13 protein-coding genes and 1 tRNA gene are annotated in these 17,735 nt (G+C 65.1%); 2 read left to right on the top strand and 12 right to left on the bottom strand.

Annotated features, from left to right (window positions below):
- Positions 1–197: 197 nt before the first annotated feature.
- Positions 198–1,760 carry a sodium/sugar symporter gene (locus XBLMG947_RS17515; protein WP_065469895.1) on the bottom strand — a complete coding sequence of 521 codons (1,563 nt, stop codon included), beginning with the start codon at positions 1,758–1,760 and terminating at the stop codon, positions 198–200.
- 256 nt (positions 1,761–2,016) lie between these two features.
- Entirely contained in the window at positions 2,017–4,629 is a 2,613-nt protein-coding gene (locus tag XBLMG947_RS17510) for a glycoside hydrolase family 3 protein (protein WP_065469883.1), read from the bottom strand.
- A 434-nt stretch (positions 4,630–5,063) separates the two neighbouring features.
- Here XBLMG947_RS17510 and XBLMG947_RS17505 point away from each other — a divergent pair, with 434 nt between their 5' ends.
- On the top strand, positions 5,064–7,019 hold the full coding sequence (locus XBLMG947_RS17505; protein WP_065469882.1) for a PhoX family protein: 1,956 nt from the start codon (positions 5,064–5,066) through the stop codon (positions 7,017–7,019).
- An 876-nt stretch (positions 7,020–7,895) separates the two neighbouring features.
- Here XBLMG947_RS17505 and XBLMG947_RS17500 read toward each other — a convergent pair.
- The 8 genes from XBLMG947_RS17500 to pcnB form a co-directional block, all read right to left on the bottom strand.
- Complete coding sequence (locus tag XBLMG947_RS17500) at positions 7,896–8,522, bottom strand: ATPase (RefSeq protein WP_065469881.1); 627 nt, start codon at positions 8,520–8,522, stop codon at positions 7,896–7,898.
- Positions 8,523–8,525: 3 nt separating this feature from the next.
- A complete protein-coding gene (locus tag XBLMG947_RS17495) occupies positions 8,526–8,870 on the bottom strand; it encodes a type II toxin-antitoxin system prevent-host-death family antitoxin (protein ID WP_065469880.1) in 345 nt (114 codons plus the stop codon).
- Between the two features lie 156 nt (positions 8,871–9,026).
- Positions 9,027–10,541 (bottom strand): glucose-6-phosphate isomerase, encoded by a 1,515-nt coding sequence (gene pgi, locus XBLMG947_RS17490; RefSeq protein ID WP_065469879.1) that lies wholly within the window; start codon positions 10,539–10,541, stop codon positions 9,027–9,029.
- Positions 10,538–10,918, bottom strand: coding sequence for an aspartate 1-decarboxylase (gene panD / locus XBLMG947_RS17485; RefSeq protein ID WP_065469878.1), 381 nt, complete (start codon positions 10,916–10,918; stop codon positions 10,538–10,540). The genes pgi and panD overlap by 4 nt, the downstream gene beginning before the upstream one ends.
- Positions 10,919–11,096: 178 nt before the next feature.
- The gene (gene panC, locus XBLMG947_RS17480; protein ID WP_065469877.1) at positions 11,097–11,939 is read right to left on the bottom strand and encodes a pantoate--beta-alanine ligase; all 843 of its coding nucleotides are present in this window, start codon (positions 11,937–11,939) and stop codon (positions 11,097–11,099) included.
- A complete protein-coding gene (panB, locus tag XBLMG947_RS17475) occupies positions 11,936–12,751 on the bottom strand; it encodes a 3-methyl-2-oxobutanoate hydroxymethyltransferase (RefSeq protein ID WP_065469876.1) in 816 nt (271 codons plus the stop codon). Before panB ends, panC begins: the two co-directional genes overlap by 4 nt.
- Before the next feature lie 35 nt (positions 12,752–12,786).
- Positions 12,787–13,272: a 2-amino-4-hydroxy-6-hydroxymethyldihydropteridine diphosphokinase gene (gene folK / locus XBLMG947_RS17470; RefSeq protein ID WP_065469875.1), complete on the bottom strand. Its 486-nt coding sequence runs from the start codon at positions 13,270–13,272 to the stop codon at positions 12,787–12,789.
- A gap of 3 nt (positions 13,273–13,275) precedes the next feature.
- Positions 13,276–14,643, bottom strand: a complete 1,368-nt coding sequence (pcnB, locus tag XBLMG947_RS17465; protein ID WP_065469874.1) for a polynucleotide adenylyltransferase PcnB — start codon at positions 14,641–14,643, stop codon at positions 13,276–13,278.
- Positions 14,644–14,690: 47 nt separating this feature from the next.
- Here pcnB and XBLMG947_RS17460 point away from each other — a divergent pair.
- Positions 14,691–14,765 (top strand) — tRNA-Glu (locus XBLMG947_RS17460).
- A gap of 501 nt (positions 14,766–15,266) precedes the next feature.
- Here XBLMG947_RS17460 and folE2 read toward each other — a convergent pair.
- Positions 15,267–16,184, bottom strand: a complete 918-nt coding sequence (gene folE2 / locus XBLMG947_RS17455; RefSeq protein ID WP_065469873.1) for a GTP cyclohydrolase FolE2 — start codon at positions 16,182–16,184, stop codon at positions 15,267–15,269.
- A gap of 37 nt (positions 16,185–16,221) precedes the next feature.
- The gene (locus XBLMG947_RS17450) at positions 16,222–17,379 is read right to left on the bottom strand and encodes an N-acetylmuramoyl-L-alanine amidase (protein WP_065469872.1); all 1,158 of its coding nucleotides are present in this window, start codon (positions 17,377–17,379) and stop codon (positions 16,222–16,224) included.
- Between the last annotated feature and the right edge of the window lie 356 nt (positions 17,380–17,735).

Here is a 17,735-nt window from a genome sequence, read left to right as displayed (position 1 = left end):
CGCGGTGCGCGGTGCGCGGTGCGGCATATCCCACGCGCAGGCTGCGGTTCCTGCATCTCGCCCACACGCACCTGACGATGGCTAGCGCAACGCGTTGATAGCCGCTGCTCCAGACAACATCGAAACCGCAGGCTGTAAACGTAGCGCGGCGCGGCCTCGACGTGCCGCGCCGCGCTGCGTCTCACGACATCAACTGCCTACCAGAACACCGTGTACAGCACGATCAGGATCGCGATCACGCCCGCTGCGCCGATCTTGAAGCCCAGCGTGGTGCCGTAGGCCACATCGTTGGTACGAATCAGGTCGCGTGCCTGGGTAGGCGCAGTCATCAGCGACACCACCACCGCCAGCACCAGCGCGGCGACGAACACCACACCGATGCGGTCCATGAACGGCAGTTCCGGCCAAGCGAACTTGAGCGCGAACGACAACACCACCGAGCCGATTGCCGCAGTCAGCGCGCCGGCTTCGTTGGCGCGCTTCCAGAACAGGCCGAGCATGAAGATCACCACCACGCCCGGAGTAAAGAAGCCGGTGAATTCCTGGATGAACTGGAAACCCTGATCGAAGTTGCCCAGCAATGGCCGCGCGGTGAGGATACCGATCAGCACCGACACCGCTGCCACGATCCGACCCACGCGCACCAGCTGCTTCTGCTCGGTCTGCGGACGGAACTTGGCGTAGAAATCCAGGGTAAAGATGGTCGCCACCGAATTGATCTTCGACGCAAGCGAGGCCACGATCGCGGCGACCAGCGCCGCAAACACCATGCCCAGGATGCCGGTCGGCAGCAGCTGCATCATGGTCGGATAGGCCTGGTCGGGCTTGGCCAGATCCGGCGCCAGCACCACTGCGGCAATGCCCGGCACCACGATCACCAACGGCATCAGCAACTTCAGGAATGCCGCAAACACCATGCCCTTCTGCGCTTCACCAATGTTCTTGGCCGCCAGCGCGCGCTGGATGATGTACTGGTTGAAACCCCAGTAACTGATGTTCACCACCCACAGCCCGCCCAGCAGCACGCTCAGGCCCGGCAGATCCTTGTAGAACGGGTTGTCCTTGGTCAGGATCATGTGGAAGTGCTCGGGGTGCGCATTCCACAGGTGTTGGAAGCCGGCCAGCACGCCAGCGCCATCGCCGATGCGCGCGAGCGTCAACCCGGCCACCAACAGACCGCCCAGCACCAATAGCGTGACCTGCACAATGTCGGTCAGCGCCACCGCCTTCAGCCCGCCGTACAGCTGGTAGACCAGCGCAAACACGCCGATCAACGCCAGCGCCAGGGTCTGGTCCATGCCGGTGACCTGGCTGACCGCGATCGACCCCAGCCACAGGATCGAGGTCAGATTGACGAACACGTAGAGCAGCAGCCAGAACACCGCCATCAGCGTGCGGATCCACTTGCCGTAGCGCTGCTCCAGGAACTGCGGCATGGTGTAGATGCCGTTGCGCAGGAAGATCGGCAGGAAGAACTTGCCGACGATCAGCAGCGTCAATGCCGCCATCCATTCGTAGGACGCAATCGCCAGCCCGATCGCATAGCCGGAACCGGCCATGCCGATGATCTGCTCGGCCGAGATGTTCGCAGCGATCAGCGAGGCGCCGATCGCCCACCACGGCAACGACTTGCTCGCCAGGAAGTAATCCTCGGCGCTCTTGCTGTGGCCTGCCTTCTCGCGCGAGACCCACTGCGCGAGCACGAAGATGCCGGTCAGGTACACCAACACAATCACGATATCCAACGTCGCCAAACCCACTGCACTCTCCTGTCTGGCTTTGGGGTATGCGTCTAAGGCGGGATAACCCTGCAGCATGCCGCCGCAACGCACAGCGTGCGCCAGGGCAGCGCGGCGAACCGCGGCTGCAGGCCATCCGGGCCGATCGACGCACGCGTCCCGCGGCGGCTGATGACACCACCGATCAGGGTGGCCGCTATAACGCGTCGCCAGGACTGGCGACGCATCTGTTTCGTTCGATCTCCCGCAGGCGCGCGCACGCCTGCGGGAATGCTGCTTACTTGACCGGGCAATCCACCGTGACTTCGGCTTCGTTGAGCGCGCCCAGCGCCACCTTCGACACCGACAGGTCCAGCGCAGCAGCGCTTTCGATGCTGGCGACCTGGGTCAGCTTGGTCACGTCGGCACCGGCCTTGGCAAAGCACTTGAGCGGAATGCCCACCACCTTCCACTGGCCTTGCGGCAGCGCAGCCAGGGTCTTGTGTGCATCGACGCGTCCGCTGCACCTGTCGCCGCAGCCCACGCCCAGCCACACCGGCGCCGTCACTGCGCTGTCGCGGCGCAGGGTCAGCTGCAACTGCACATCGCCATTGCTCTCACGCGACACATCCACCGGCTTGCCGGACACCAGCAGCACGCTGGACGCCGCACTGCCGGACCACACCAGGCGGCGCGCATCTTCCTGCGCCTTGTGATCGACTGCGGTCATCTTCAGGCTGCCATCGGACAGGCCCACCGGCAGCGTGGTCGCCGGCATGTTGGCCTGGCCCGCGTTGGACAGCTGCATCGCAATACCGAGCGCCGGCTTGCCGCGCACGAAGTACACCCCGCCCACCGACTGCTCGCCGGACACGCCCGATTCTTCCGGCAGCGCGGCCAGGTCGCCCTTGTCGGCATAGGTCAGGCCGAAGCCGAACTTGAACTGCGGGTCGTAGTCCTTCTGGCCGACGTTGTTGGCGAACTGCACCGCCGTCTTCGGCCAGGAGAAGCTGAGTTTTCCCTTGAAGTCGTTCTGCACCGTGCCATCGGCCTTGCGCAACAGCACGTCGGCGATGCCCTCGCCTTCGGAACCCGGCAACCAGGCCGCCACAAAAGCGTCGGATGCGTTGATGTACGGATTCATCCACAGCGGGCGCCCGCTCAGGAACACCGCCACCACCGGGATGCCCGCGGCCTTGAGCTTCTTGATCAAGGCCAGTTCACTGTCGTCGCCCGGCTTGTACAGCAAAGTGGCGATGTCGCCCTGGAACTCGGCGTACGGGTTTTCGCCGAACACCACCACGGCCACGTCCGGCTTGGTCCTGTAGGCGCCGTCTACAGCCAGCTCGGCGCTGCCGCCGGCGGCCTTGATCTGCCTGTCCAGGCCTTCCCAAATAGTCGTGCCGTTGGGGTAGTCGCTGCGCTTGGTACCGGTGCCCTGCCAGTTCAGCGTCCAGCCGCCGGACTGCTTGCCCATGTCGTTGGCACCGTCGCCCAGCACCAGCACGCGCTTTTTCGGATCCAGCGGCAGGATGCCCGCCTGATTCTTCAGAAGCACCAGCGACTCACGCGCCGCCTGGCGGGCGATCGCACGATGTTCCGGTGCGCCAAGCAACTCGTATTTGCCGCCTAGTGGGCGCTTGGACGGCTTGCCTGCCTCGAACAAGCCCAGACGCATCTTCACGCGCAGGATGCGGCGTACCGCATCGTCCAGACGCTGGGCCGAAATCTGGCCGGACTTCACCGCCGCCAGTTCGGTTTCGTAGATGCCCTTCCAGCTGTCGGCGGCCATCGCCATGTCGACGCCGGCAATGAACGCCGCCGGGCAGTTCTGGTTGGTGCAGCCCTTGACCTGGCCGTGGCCATTCCAGTCGCCGACCACGAAACCGCCGAAGTTCATCCGACCCTTCAGCACGTCGGTCAGCATGACCTTGTTGCCGTGCATCTTTTCGCCGTTGAAGCTGTTGAACGAGGCCATCACGCTCTGCGCGCCCGCCGCAATCGCCGGCGGGTAACCCGCGGCGTGGATATCGCGCATGGTGGCTTCGGACACCTTGGTATCGCCCTGGTCCTTGCCGTCGGTGGTGCCGCCGTCGCCGACGAAATGCTTCACCGACGAAATCACGTGGCTGCCATCCAGGAACTGCGGCGTGCCTGGCACGCCCTGAACGCCTTCGACCATCTTTCCAGCGAAGCTGGCCACCACATCCGGCGACTCGGAATAGCCTTCGTACGTCCGGCCCCAGCGGTCGTCCTGCGGCACCGCCACGGTGGGCGCGAAGGTCCACTCCATGCCGGTAACGCGGGTTTCGGCGGCGGTGACTTCGCCAATCTTCTTGATCAGGTCGGGGTTGCGCGTGGCACCCAGGGCGATGTTGTGCGGGAACAGCGTGGCGCCGACGATGTTGCTCTGGCCGTGCACCGCATCGATACCGAAGATGATCGGAATCGCATGACCGCCCTTGGAGGTGTCCATCGACGCCTCGTAGAACGCGTCGGCCAGCTTCAACCATTCGGCCGGGCTGGCGTTGTACTTGCCGCCCGGATCGGAGTTGCCGCCGGCCAGCACCGAGCCGATGCGGTACTTGCGTACGTCGTCCGGGGTCATGCTGGCGATGTCGCCCTGGATGGTCTGGGCGACTTTCTCTTCCACGCTCATCTTGGCCATTACATCGGTGATGCGCCGCTCCAGCGCCGCGTCCTGCGCGAACGGCCACTTCGGCGACGGCCACTGGTCCGGATGGATGGTGGTCGAAGCCTCGGCAGGTGCGGCGGCCGGGGCGGTCTTGCTCGCCTCGGCAGCGGTGTCCTTGCCTTGGCAGGCGGCCAATGTCAGCACCGCCGCAGCGGTTGCCAGGCAGAGGGCGCAACGCGCGACGGGCGCGGCGGTACGACGGAGCAGCTTGTCCAAGATTCGGTTCTCCAGGGTGGTTCTCCCACGGCGATGCGTTGCGTCGCAGGCCATTAGGCGGCGTACGCTTGCGTGATTCCCCTACCCTGTCAACCACAGCTGCCTATATGCCGAATAACAGGCTACTTATCGACAGGGGCTATAGCATTGGAATATCGGCAGCACCTGCGAAACCGCGCAAAACCGCCCAATCCGCTGACGCTCCTGGCGTTCGGGGCGAGCGCATTTTGCTGCATCGCACCACCTAGAGGTTTGTTCAGTGCGCAGCATCGGCATGCGGCTGACGCCTGGCAGCGCTCGCTCGTGCCGAGTCGTTCGACGACAGGCCAACCGGTGAGCTTGTTGTCAAACAACTGTCATATCCGCAGCCTAGCGTGACCGGCTTGCCGATGCGCCATTGCCATCGTTGATCGTTGCCTTTGCCTGGAGTTTCGATGTCCGCCTCCCCCGACCCCTCCCGTCGTCGCCTGATGCAGTTGCTGGCGGCGATTCCCCTGTTGCCGCTCGGCAACGCCAGTGCTGCCGCCCTGCAACAACTGGGTGGCGCGGCATCGGCCGCACGCCTCTTGCGTCCATCGAATGACCCGCCCCGGCTGGTCTCGGCCACCTTCCACGGCATGCCGGCCCCCAGCCTGGCGAACCCTGCGGCAATGGCCACCACCACGGTCGGCTCGGCACTCAGCGTGACGCGCAGCGACGGAAGCACGCAGCGCTATGCGCTGGCCTACCACCCGTTCTTCGTTACCGGCGACCAAGTGCCGGACGGCAAGGGCGGCACCTTACTGGCGGGTGGGTACTACGACATCCAGCATCGCCCGATCATCGACCGCTCCAGGCCCGGTGCCGAACGTCCGTTCTTTTCCGACTGCCCCGACGGCTCCTCGCTGCTGACCCTGCCCAATGCCAAGGTGACGGGCGTCAAGGGCAACCACGTGTTCGCGGTGGTGCAGTTCGAATACACCACCCGCGACCAGGCCGGCAACGACACCAACCGCCACCTGCCCGCGCCCATCGCCGTGCTCACCCTCGATCAGGACCCGGCCACCGGCAAGCTGTCGCTGGTGAAGTACCACAACGTCGACACCGCGCCGGTCCACGGGCTATGGACCACCTGCGGCGCCAGCCTGTCGCCTTGGAATACCCACCTGTCCAGCGAAGAGTACGAGCCCGACGCCACCGCGTTGGCCGGCAACACCCAGTTCCGCAGCTACAGCACGCATCTGTACGGCGACCCGGAAAAAGCCAATCCGTATCACTACGGCCACCTGCCGGAAATCACCGTGCATCCGGACGGCACCGGCAGCGTGCGCAAGCACTACTGCCTGGGCCGCATTTCGCACGAACTGGTGCAGGTGATGCCCGACCAGCGCACCGTGCTGATGGGCGACGACGCCACCAACGGCGGGCTGTTCATGTTCATTGCCGACCGCAAGGCGGACCTCTCTGCCGGCACCCTGTACGTCGGCAAGTGGCACCAGACCTCCGGCGTCGGCCCGGGCGCGGCCACGCTGAGCTGGATCAAGCTGGGCCACGCCACCAGCACCGAGATCCAGGCCATGGCCGACCGCCTCACCGCCGCAGACATCCTCGACGTACACCTGAGCGACCCGGGCGATGCCACGTTCACCAAGATCCCGTTCAACGGCACCTTCAACTGGATCCGCATCAAACCCGGCATGGAGAAGGCCGCCACCTATCTAGAAACCCATCGCTATGCCGCGCTGGCCGGCGGCAGCCTGGGCTTTACCAAGCTCGAAGGCACCACCGTCAATGCCAAGGACAAGATCGCCTACATGGCGATGTCCTACATCGTCACCAGCATGCTCAATGGCTCGGGCGATGTGAAAGTTCAGGGCCCGGAAGCCGGCGCGGTGTATGCATTGAACCTGCGCGGCGGCCAGCGCGACAGTCACGGCGCGCCGATTCACAGCGACTGGGTGCCGATCGACATGGCCGCCCCGGCGGCCCTCACCGGCCACAACCTGGCCAAGGCCGATGCGCTGGGCAATCTGGCCGATCCGGAACGCCTGGCCAACCCGGACAACCTCAAGTTCTCCGAGTCGCTGCGCACCTTGTTCATCGGCGAAGACAGCAGCCTGCACGTCAACAATTTCCTGTGGGCCTACCACGTCGACAACGGCACGCTGACGCGCGTGCTGTCGGTGCCGGCCGGCGCCGAATCGACCGGCCTGCATGCGGTCGACGAGATCCACGGCTGGACCTATGTGATGAGCAATTTCCAGCACCCCGGCGACTGGGAAAGCCCGTTGCACGACACCGTCAAGGCCACGCTGGATCCGCTGGTCCGCGCCAACTACAAGGATCGCTTCGGCGCAGCGGTGGGCTACCTCACCGGCGATCCGGTGGCGGTGCAGTTGGGCAAGGCGTAAGCGCAGATGTCGTCGCTCGCAGGGCTGGTAAAGCGCTGCGAGCGGCATTTTCTTTCATCCGTCGTCTCACCTGCGCGACGGGCGCTTGCATAAGGGCGCGCAGGCATAGGGCCATTCCGTGCGGACAACCCGATGCGTTGAATCCGATCCGTCTGCATTTCTGCGGCTTGGCGACGCGTTTGCTCCGAGACACCAATACTTGCCGAATCGGGGGAGACAGGTCCGCGCTTGTGCAATCGTGGCGTTCCTTGGGCATAGACTTGGAGCGGCTACACAACGTTGCGAGCGCTCGCTTGGCGGTGCGTGCAGGTTGTATCGGCCGCACTTTGATGCGTGCCGGCAGAAACCAGGTCAAACGCTGAGTGGCGCTTAGGGCGCGGCGCCCTCACCGCTCGCGGGACACGCCGTAAACCCGTCCCTGGGGGCTCGATGGCGGCATCCATGCCGCCAACGGTCCCGCAATCGGCGAGAACACCGCACCAGAGAGTTGGCTGGTGGTTTGTTGAAGAGCAAAGGACATCAGTTCGCGCGGTCTAGGGTTGTTGGTTGCCGTGCTGAAACTTGGCACATCGACCTGCCCGACTGGTCCTTGCCCGCTCACCGTCGCAGGAACTTACGCGACATGGATGCCGCGTAAGAGCTTACAGGGACGTACTTGCAGCGTGTCCCGCGATGGTGGGCGGGCAAGGGCCTTGCAGCCAAGCTGTAAATCATTCGCTCTGCATTTGATCTATCCGAAATGGCGAATTCCATCCAGACGCAGACAAGATGCAAAAGCAGCCAAGGATTTGAGTCGTCGCAGTCTCTGGATAGCGCCAGAAACTGAGTGAGTCCGGCACGTGGCGCCCTCGCCGCTCGTAGGACCAGATGCGCGATTCAAGACATACGACGCGCTTCCAGTGCCGCCATCACGATGGGCTTGGCCCAATCGGGCACCTGCGCCAATTCCTCCGGTGTTTGCGGGTAATGCAGGCCGCTGCGATCCAGTTCCAGCACCAGCATGGGCGTCGCCTCGCCCACCGCGTCGGCCGGCGCGCTGTTGTCGTAGACATGCAGCACTGCCAGATGCGGCAGCAACGCGATCAGGTTGGCGCGCGACGCGTCGTAACGCTCGCGGATCTTGTGCTCAGGGATTGCATGACCGCCGGCCGCAACCCGCGCCGCCACGCGCGCGATGTGCAGTTCTACCGTCGCCAACCCGCAGAACCAGACCGCCACCGTGTGCTGCACGCAGGCCTCGCGCAGCAGGCGCGGAATGGTCGTCGCACCCAGCGTGGTTTCGAAGGCGAAATCGCTGCCATCTGCCATCGCCTGGCGCAGCCGCCGCACGCCTTCTTCCCAGGCCTGTGCGTTCGCCTCTGCGGGCGCCCAGCCCTGCTCGGCCAGTTCCTTGGTGAACGCGTCCGGGTTGAACCAGGTGACGCCGTCCTCCTGCAGCAAACGGCCCAATAACGAACTCTTGCCGGCGCCGTTGACGCCGGCCAACACCAGGAGATGACCCATCGGCTACAGCGACGGGCCCAGGGTGACCTTGCGGCCGCGGCGTGCCGGTGTGCCGATCGCCTTGGCCAGGCCTGCACCGTCGGTCGCCGCTGCAAGATGCGCATCGAACTTCGCCTGCAATGCCTGCAGCGATTGCGCGCGCGCCGAGGCTACCGCCGCCGCACTCGCCTGATTGACCAGGCGCCGATACTCCTCGGCATCCACCACCACCGCTTCGGGGTGATTGTGGTTGGTGATGACGACCGCCCCGTGCGAGCGCACCTTGCGCATCAGGCTGGGCCAGCCTTTCACCTTGATGTCGGCGGCAGGAGATTTTTCGAGCTCGGGCAGATCTTGGAAGCGCGACATGGGACAGTCCGGCGCGGAGTGATGGCGATCAGGCTACTCTCAATTTCCCAATTTAGGAAATTTGTCCATTTTGGCCCAACAGCGCATTCAACGGTGTTGGCCACAGCAAAACGGGGCCAGCAAGCCCCGTTTTCCGTATACACGATGCGCAACCGCTCAGCCGCGCAGCTTGCCCAGCAACTCGCGCGTCACCGGGTCGGCGACATCGGCCGATTCGCCTTTCAGCGCCGGCAACAGCTGGCTGGCCAGCTGCTTGCCCAGCTCCACGCCGAACTGGTCGAACGCATTGATGCCCCACATCACCGACTGCACGTAGACGCTGTGCTCGTACATCGAGATCAGCGCGCCCAGTGCCTGCGGGGTCAGCGCATCGAGCAGGATCACCGTGCTCGGGCGGCCACCCGGATAGCTGCGATGCGGGTCGCTGCTGTCCTGGCCGTTGGCCAGCGCCTCGGTCTGCGCCAGCACGTTGGCCATCAACGCGACATGGTTTTCCGCGTACGGGTCGTCGTTGTGCACGGTGCCGATGAAATCGGCCGGCACAACGCTGGTGCCCTGGTGCAGCGCCTGGAAGAAGCTGTGCTGCACGTCGGTGCCCGCACCGCCCCACCACACCGCCACGGTGTCGCTGTCCACCGCCGAACCGTCGAGCTTGACCCGCTTGCCCAGGCTTTCCATCACCAGCTGCTGCAGATACGCCGGCAGCAGCGCCAGGCGCTGGTCATAGGTCATCACCGCATGCGTGGCACTGCCGAGCAGATTGCGGTTCCACACCGCGGTCAGGCCGTGCAGCACGGCGACGTTCTCTTCCAGCGGCGTGTTGAGCGCATGCGCATCGAACTGCGCAGCACCTTCGAGCAGCTGTTCGAAACGCTCGAAGCCGATCGCCAGCGCAATCGGGAAACCCACCGCCGACCACAACGAATAGCGACCGCCGACCCAATCCCACATCGGCAGCACGCGGCTCGGTGCGATGTCGAAGGCCTTGGCGGCGCGCTCGGGATTGGCGCTCACTGCGTACAGCCGCTCGCTGCCACCGAGCCAGGCATGCAGGATGCTGCCGTTGAGCAAGGTTTCCTGGGTGCCGAAGGTCTTGGAAATCAGAATGCCGGCGGTGCGTGCCGGGTCCAATGTGGCCAACGCGCGCTGCATGGCGGCGCCGTCGACGTTGGACACGAAATGCACGCGGAAGCGCGCACCGGACGGCGCACGCAGTGCGTCCGCCACCAGACGCGGGCCCAGGTCCGATCCACCGATGCCGACACTGACGATATCGGTGACGTCGGTGGCGTCCAGCTGCTCGATCAACGCACCCATGCGCTGGCGCACTTCTGCCGCAGTGGCGTAGGCCTCAGAGGCCACCGGCGCGTCGGTCAAGTCGCCACGCAACGCGGTGTGCAATGCAGCGCGCTGTTCGGTGACATTGACCTGCTCTCCACGAAACAGGCGCTGGAACGCACCAGCCAGATCGCGCTCGCGCGCAATGGCGAACAAGGCATCGAGCGCGGCACGGTCGTACTTCTGCCGCGCGAAGTTGAAATACAACGGACCGACCTGCCTGGCGTATTGCGTCGGCCGTTCCGGCTCGGCGGCAAGCAATGCGGGGATGGCAGCGCCGCGCAGGCGCTGGGCGTGGGCGTGAAGCGCGTCGAATCCGTTGGTGTGTGTCATGCGGCCTGCGTGGGGATGCTGTGGTTGGTGTGGGAGATCGCGTTGTGCGCGTCCACATATACCAGATTGGGCTTGAAGGTCTTGGCTTCGTCTTCGCTCATGCTGGCGAACGCCGCCACGATGATCAGATCGCCCACCTGCACGTGACGTGCAGCACCGCCGTTGAGCGACATGATGCCGCTGCCGTCTTCGGCGCGAATGGCATAGGTGCTGAAGCGCGCACCGTTGGTCACATCCCAGATATGGACCTGTTCGAACTCACGGATGCCGGTCGCTTCCAGCAGCAGGCCGTCGATGGCGATCGAGCCTTCGTAATTGAGCTCGGAGTGAGTGACGGTGGCGCGGTGGATCTTGGCTTTGAGCAGGGACAGGTGCATGGACGCAGGCAACGGCAAAAGGAAAGCCGGCATTTTAGCGGAAAGCGCCCGCTCCCACCGGCTTGCGCTACGGACGGTGGTAAGGGCTTCAGGCCGGCGCATCTGGAGCAGACGCGGGTCCACTGGTTTGCTGGCATTGCCGGCTGGGTCGGACGCCGCGTACGCAGCGCCGGCCTGCTCAGAATTCCAGGTTGTCGATCAACCGCGTGCTGCCCAGGCGGGCCGCGATCAAGGCCACGCGTGCGCCGGTTGGACTGTCGCCCGGCTCGCTCAGGTCGGGCAAACGCACCACTGCGTAATCGACCCGAAAGCCGGCCTGCTCCAGCGCGTGGCTGGCCGCGGCTTCCACCTGCGCGCGCGGCGTGCCGGCGGCGTAGCTGTCACGCACCTGCAGCAGCACCTTGCGGATCTGCGCCGACACCGGCCGATCCTCGGCCGAGAGATACTGATTACGCGAACTCATCGCCAGGCCATCGGCCTCGCGCACGATGCTGCCGCCCAGGATCTCAATGGGAAACGCAAGGTCGGCCACCATCTGCCGGATCACCGCCAACTGCTGGTAATCCTTCTTGCCGAAGGCCGCCACGTCCGGCTGCACCTGATTGAACAACCGCGCCACCACCGTGCAGACGCCATCGAAATGCCCGGGACGGCACACGCCTTCCAGCACGTCGCTGACGCCGGGCGCATGGATCGGCGTGGCCAGCGCGGTGCCGAGCGGGTACATGGTGTCCACGTCAGGCAGCCACAATGCGTCGCAGCCTGCATCTTCCAGGCCGCGCAGGTCGGACTCGGGGGTGCGCGGATAACGCGCGAAATCTTCGTTCGGCCCGAACTGGGTCGGGTTGACGAACACGCTCGACACCACGCGGTCGGCGTACTGGCGCGCCAGCATCACCAACGAATAATGCCCGGCGTGCAGGTTCCCCATGGTGGGCACCAGCGCCACGCGCAGGCCCTCGCGCTTCCAGCCGGTGACCAGGGCGCGCAGTGCGGAAAGATCGGTGAGCGTCTGGATCATGCGGCGTACGCGTGCTCGGCATCGGGGAAGCTGCCGTCGCGCACGGCCTGCGCGTAGGCGCGCACCGCGCCGGCGACCGAGCCGCCTTCGGCCAGGAAATCCTTGACGAACTTGGGCCGGCGGTGGCCGCTGTCCAGGCCCAGCATGTCGTGCATCACCAGCACCTGGCCATCGCAAGCGGGGCCGGCACCGATGCCGATGGTGGGCACACGGAGTTCGGCGCTGATTTGCGCGGCGATCGGCGTCGGCACGCATTCCAGCACCACCAGGCTGGCACCGGCATCGACCACCGCCTGTGCGTCGCGGCGCAACTGCTCGCCGGCTTCGCCGCGACCCTGCACCTTGTAGCCGCCGAACCGAAGCACCGATTGCGGCGTCAGCCCCAGGTGCGAGCAGACCGGAATCTCGCGCTCGACCAGGTAACGGATGACCTCGAGCTTGTGCCCGGCGCCTTCGATCTTGACCATCTCCGCACCGGCCTGCAGCAGCTGGGTGGCAGCATCCAATGCACGCTCAGGGGTGGAGTCGGCCTGGAACGACAGATCGGCCACCAATAAGGCCCGATCGAGCGCACGGGCCACCGAGGCGGTGTGGTAGACCATGTCGGCGGTGGTCACCGGCAAGGTGGAATCGTGCCCCTGCACGACCATGCCGAGCGAATCGCCGACCAGGATCAGATCCACGCCATTGGCGTCGAAGGTCCGCGCAAATCCGGCGTCGTACGCGGTCAACATGACCAGTTTTCGACCCTCGCGCTTGGCCTGCGCCAAGGCGGGCACGGTCCAGGGCTTGCTGTCGGCGTGGCTGCTCATGAAGTCATTACGTGGAGTGATAAGCCGGCCATTATCTACTCAATCGGCTCCAGCCCGCAGATATCGATAGCTTGGAGGGCGTGCCGCACTGTTCCATGGCCCGGAATGATCGCCTCCGGCGCCAGTTCGGACAGCGGCAGCAGCGCGAAGGCGCGCGCCTGCAGATGCGGGTGCGGCACCTGCAATTGCGGCAGATCGACCACCTGCTCGGCGTAAAGCAATAGGTCCAGATCCAGCGTACGCGGGCCCCAGCGCTCGCCCGCGCGGCGCTCACGGCCGAACGACTGTTCGATGCCGAGCAAGGCCTCCAGCAGCGGCAGAGGCGCGAGGCTAGTGCGCAGCTGCGCCACGGCATTGATAAAGTCGGGCTGATCTTCGCGGCCCCAGGCCGGCGTGCGGTACAGGCGCGAGGCCGCAATGAGCGTGGTCTGCGGCAAGGCGCCGAGCGCGGCGATGGCCGCGCGCACGCTGGCCTCGGCGCGGCCCAGGTTTGCACCCAGGCCGACAAAGGCGGTCTGCATCCCCTACTCGCCTGCAGGTGCGCCAGTGCGACGGCGGCGGCGGCGACGCTTGCGCGGTGCGCCCTCATCGCCTTCATGGTCGGCCTGCGCCGATTCGATCGCATCCACCAGTTCCTGGCCGGACGACTTTTGCGCTTCGCGCCAGAACTCCACATCGGCGGCATGATCGGGCGAGGCGAACTGACGCAGCACAAGGAAATCGAACGCCGCACGGAAGCGCGGATGCGACAAGGTGCGGAACACCCGCTTGCGCTGACGCGACGAGAAGCGTGTCTGCAACAACCAGATTTCCTGCATCGGCAACGAAAAACGGCGCGGCAACGCGACACGCTCCAGCTGATGCAAGGTGACGCGATCGGCCGCGCGGCGCTGCGCATCTTCCGGTTGCACGCCCTGCGCCTGCAGCCCCATCAAAGTGCGGCAGAACGCCGGCCACAGCAGCAACGCGAACAAGAATGCCGGCGACACCGGCTCGTCATTGGCCACGCGTGCATCGGTATTGCGCAGGCCTTCCAGCACCATCGCGCGCAACGCGCCGCTGCGGTTGGATTTCAATGCCGCCGCGCTTTCCGGGAACAGCGCACCGAGCAGGCCGTAACGCTCCAAGCCTTCGAAGCTGGCCAAACCGTGCCCGGAGAGGAACAGCTTGAGAATTTCTTCGAACAGGCGTGCGGGCGCGGCCTCGGACAACAGCCCGGCCAAACGCGGAATGGGTTCGGCGCTGCCGGCTTCGATATCGAAGTTCAACTTGGCCGCCAGGCGCACCGCGCGCAGCATGCGCACCGGGTCTTCCTGGTAGCGCAGCTCTGGGTCGCCGATCAATTTCATCAGGCGCGCCTGAACGTCTTCGAAGCCACCGCAGTAGTCACGCACCGAGAAATCCTCGATGGCGTAGTACAAGGCGTTACAGGTGAAGTCGCGTCGGATCGCGTCGTCTTCGATAGTGCCGTACACGTTGTCGCGCACCAGCCGGCCGTTATCGAGTTCGCGGTCGCCGCTGCCGTCGTCGACGTTGGCGCGGAAGGTGGCCACTTCGATGATCTCGCGGCCGAACACCACGTGCGCCAGGCGAAAACGGCGGCCGATCAGGCGGCAATTGCGGAACAGCGCCTTGACCTCTTCCGGCGTGGCGCTGGTGGCCACGTCGAAATCCTTCGGATGGCCGCCGACCAGCAGATCGCGGACCGCGCCGCCGACCAGGTAGGCGCCGAAGCCCGATTCGCGCAGGCGGTACAGCACGCGCAGCGCATTGGGGCTGATGTCCTTGCGCGAGATAGTGTGCTGATCGCGTGGAATGACGCGCAGCGTGAACGGAGATGTAACTGAGGGTTCGATGATGGCGCTTCCGTCTTGTGTTGCAGGATTGCCCAACGGCTATTACCTCACTATACTAGCGCGCTGCACGAGACGTGACAAAAGCTCCCTTCGTCTAATGGTTAGGACGTGGCCCTCTCAAGGCTAAAACAGGGGTTCGAGCCCCCTAGGGAGCACCACCTCTCGTTTCGCTGCAGAAACGCCAGAGCCCCGCATTGCGGGGCTTTTGCGTTGTAGCGCAGGCACATCGCATCCGCCCTGGACTGCGCCGCCGTGCGCCGCGCCGCGACGGTCTCCGCGGCGCGCCTTGGTCTGGACAGGATCGACCTGACCACGACCTGGTCGAGGTTGGTTGCCGGCCCGCCTCGATGCGCAGATCGCATCGGACGCGCGCCATGCATCGGCGCGTGTCGGGACGCCATGCGAGCGTGGACATCCACACACTGCAGCCAACGCGCGTGCATATTCCGAGGGCATCGCGGGGTAAGCGTTCGGCGACGTATCGATCACGGTTACGCCGTTCATATCAGCCAGATCAACACACAGAAAAAAACAGACGGATCCACCAGCAATGCGCCCCGCAAGCCGAGTTCGCTGCGCTTGGCTGCTGCAGTCAACCGGCTTGGCTTGTGCGCCGTGCGTGCAGGCCGCCTTGGTAATTTGCAGTACATGGCGTGTGCTCAGTCGGTTACCTGGAAAGAGGTCTCGTTGTCACTGCCGGTTTCGGCGACGGCGTCGTGGGCATGCAGGCTTTCCAGATGGCGTACCGCCACATGAAACACCGGGTAGTGCTCGGCCAGCTGCTTGCGCAGGCGTCGTGCTGCGTCTTCGACATACATCAGGTTTGCGCCATTCAAGCGCGCAAATGCCTGCTCGTCGGGACGCCGTACTGCGGCCTGCACCGGGGTTGCCAACGCCTGCTCGCACCGACCGATCAGTTGCGGGATAGCGAAGCGCGGCGCATCCGCGGGCAGATCGACGCGTACCTGTGCCACGCTGCGTTGGCTATGCGGCGTGGCGTAGGAACCGTGCTCCTGCAGCCATTGCGCGACGTCCTGCAACGGCAGCGCATCGCGCCCGGCGTGCTGCTGCACGAACGCATCGCTCAGCAACTGACGCGACAACGCCGCCGAACAGGGGCAGGTAGACGCGTACAGCACATCGACGTGTAGCTGGATCGTGGTGTGCCCTGCCCGGCACTGCGCCGCGATCTGCACTGGATAGGCACGCCAGCCACTCAGCCCCTCACTGCGCAATGCCGGCGTGCGCAGCATCACTTCGAAGCCGAGCGTCAGCCGCGCGGCGCGGCTTGCGCAATCGGCATGACTCTCGATCAGCGCCTGCAGCAGCTGCGACAGCATGGCAGGCGACAATGGCTGCTGCAGATGCAGATCCAGCAGGCGATACAGCCGCGACATATGAATGCCTTTCAGCTCTGCCCGCGGCAGATCCACCTGCACGCCGGCGCGCGCCGCAAGCGCACTGCCACCGACGTCCAGATGCACGGGAATGGCGATGTCCTGCATGCCCACCCACCGCAAGGGCGCGCTCAGCGTGGAGGGCTCGGTAACGGCAATATCGGGAAGCGTGGCGGACATCAGGCACTCGTCGGAGGATGAAGGTGACAACCGCGCCTCAGACGCGACCGGGAAACGCAGCGAAGTAGTCGTCGATTCCCGCATGCAGCGTCTGTGCGAGTTCGTCCTGATGCGTATCTCCGCACAGGCGCTGGCAATCGTCGCGATTGCTCATGAAGCCGGTTTCCACCAGCAGCGATGGGATATCCGGCGACTTCAGCACCGCAAAACCTGCCTGGCCTACCTGGTTTTGATGCAGGTGCGTCACCTGCTGCAGGCGCTCCAGCATCAACGTGCCGAACGCCAGGCTGCTGGCGATGGTGCCGCTCAACGACAGGTCGGCCAATACCTGCGACAGCACCGGATTGCTCGGCACCCGCAGCCGGCGCGCGGTGTCGCCCATGTCGTCGGCAGCGTTTTCGCTGTCGGCGATCCAGCGCGCCAATGCGGAGCTGGCGCCGGTCTGCGACAGCGCAAAGACCGAAGCGCCGCGCGCTTCGCGTGTCGGCGCGGCATCGGCGTGGATGGAGACGAACAGATCGGCGCTGTGGCGATGCGCGATCAACACGCGCTCGTGCAGCGGCACGAAGCGGTCATCGCTGCGGATCATGGTCGGCCGGTAGCGCGCATCGGCGGCCAGCCGCTGATGCAGCCGCCCAGCGACCGCCATGGCGACATATTTTTCGTAACGCGCATCGGCACTGACCGCACCCGGATCCTTGCCGCCGTGGCCGGCATCGATGGCAACCACGTAGGGATGCAGGCGTGAGCGGGCCGGCTCTACTGGCGCTGTCGCTGCCGCTGCGTCGCCTGCGTCCAGCACCGCGCCGCCGGACGTGGCGGCAAGCTCCAGCACAAGCGCACCGTCCTCCCAGTGCATGTTGGTCGAACTTGGCCGCTGCAGATCCAGCACGACGCGCAGACCATCGAGATGCGGGGCACTGCGTATACGGGTCACCGCAGCACCGGCGGGCATCGGATCGATGTGTGGCGATTGCGACGACACGCCAGACAGATCGATGACCAAACGCTCGGGATCGGTCAACCGGAAACTGCGATAGACGACCTGCGCACCCAACTCCAGCCGAAGGCGCACCAACTCGCCCTGCTGCTGCACGCTGCATTCCCGCAAGACCGGCAGCCCCTGCGCAGATCCCAACGCCGGCGAAAGCATCAACGCAGCAGCTCCGCCCTGTAACAGGTGACGACGCTTCATCACGCCCTGCCCTCACGACCCAAGCAATCGACCTGCGATAGCGGGCGGCAGCACAGACCTTGGCACGAGGCCGGACAACACATCCAAAAAGCGAGAAGGGACGACACGGGAGGTAAGACTGCGCGGCGACGATAGAGTGTTATAAAGTAACACTAATCCGGCGAAAACAAGCCTGTCGCTTTCGTCTTACGCACCCGCGTTCATCTCCTCGTCCAGAAGCCGCCCATGTCACACCATCTCCCCGAGAGCTATTCCGCCTGGCGCCACTGCATCGAGATCGACTGCGCCCAGCCCCTGACAGCCACCTTCATCGCCCAGCGCCTCGCAGCTCTCCACGACCCTGCCGATCACCACAC

Source organism: Xanthomonas bromi, from assembly GCF_900092025.1.
GTDB classification, from domain to species: domain Bacteria; phylum Pseudomonadota; class Gammaproteobacteria; order Xanthomonadales; family Xanthomonadaceae; genus Xanthomonas; species Xanthomonas bromi.
The sequence above is the reverse complement of the archived record's forward strand: the minus strand, read 5'-3'. Positions and strand labels throughout refer to the sequence as shown.

Excerpts from the sequence above, each read along its gene's own strand:
- XBLMG947_RS17505 (WP_065469882.1), top strand. The coding sequence starts at position 5,064 with ATGTCCGCCTCCCCCGACCCCTCCCGTCGTCGCCTGATGCAGTTGCTG.
- XBLMG947_RS17500 (WP_065469881.1), bottom strand. The coding sequence starts at position 8,522 with ATGGGTCATCTCCTGGTGTTGGCCGGCGTCAACGGCGCCGGCAAGAGT.
- XBLMG947_RS17495 (WP_065469880.1), bottom strand. The coding sequence starts at position 8,870 with ATGTCGCGCTTCCAAGATCTGCCCGAGCTCGAAAAATCTCCTGCCGCC.
- pgi (WP_065469879.1), bottom strand. The coding sequence starts at position 10,541 with ATGACACACACCAACGGATTCGACGCGCTTCACGCCCACGCCCAGCGC.
- panD (WP_065469878.1), bottom strand. The coding sequence starts at position 10,918 with ATGCACCTGTCCCTGCTCAAAGCCAAGATCCACCGCGCCACCGTCACT.
- panC (WP_065469877.1), bottom strand. The coding sequence starts at position 11,939 with ATGATCCAGACGCTCACCGATCTTTCCGCACTGCGCGCCCTGGTCACC.
- panB (WP_065469876.1), bottom strand. The coding sequence starts at position 12,751 with ATGAGCAGCCACGCCGACAGCAAGCCCTGGACCGTGCCCGCCTTGGCG.
- folK (WP_065469875.1), bottom strand. The coding sequence starts at position 13,272 with ATGCAGACCGCCTTTGTCGGCCTGGGTGCAAACCTGGGCCGCGCCGAG.
- folE2 (WP_065469873.1), bottom strand. The coding sequence starts at position 16,184 with ATGTCCGCCACGCTTCCCGATATTGCCGTTACCGAGCCCTCCACGCTG.
- XBLMG947_RS17450 (WP_065469872.1), bottom strand. The coding sequence starts at position 17,379 with ATGAAGCGTCGTCACCTGTTACAGGGCGGAGCTGCTGCGTTGATGCTT.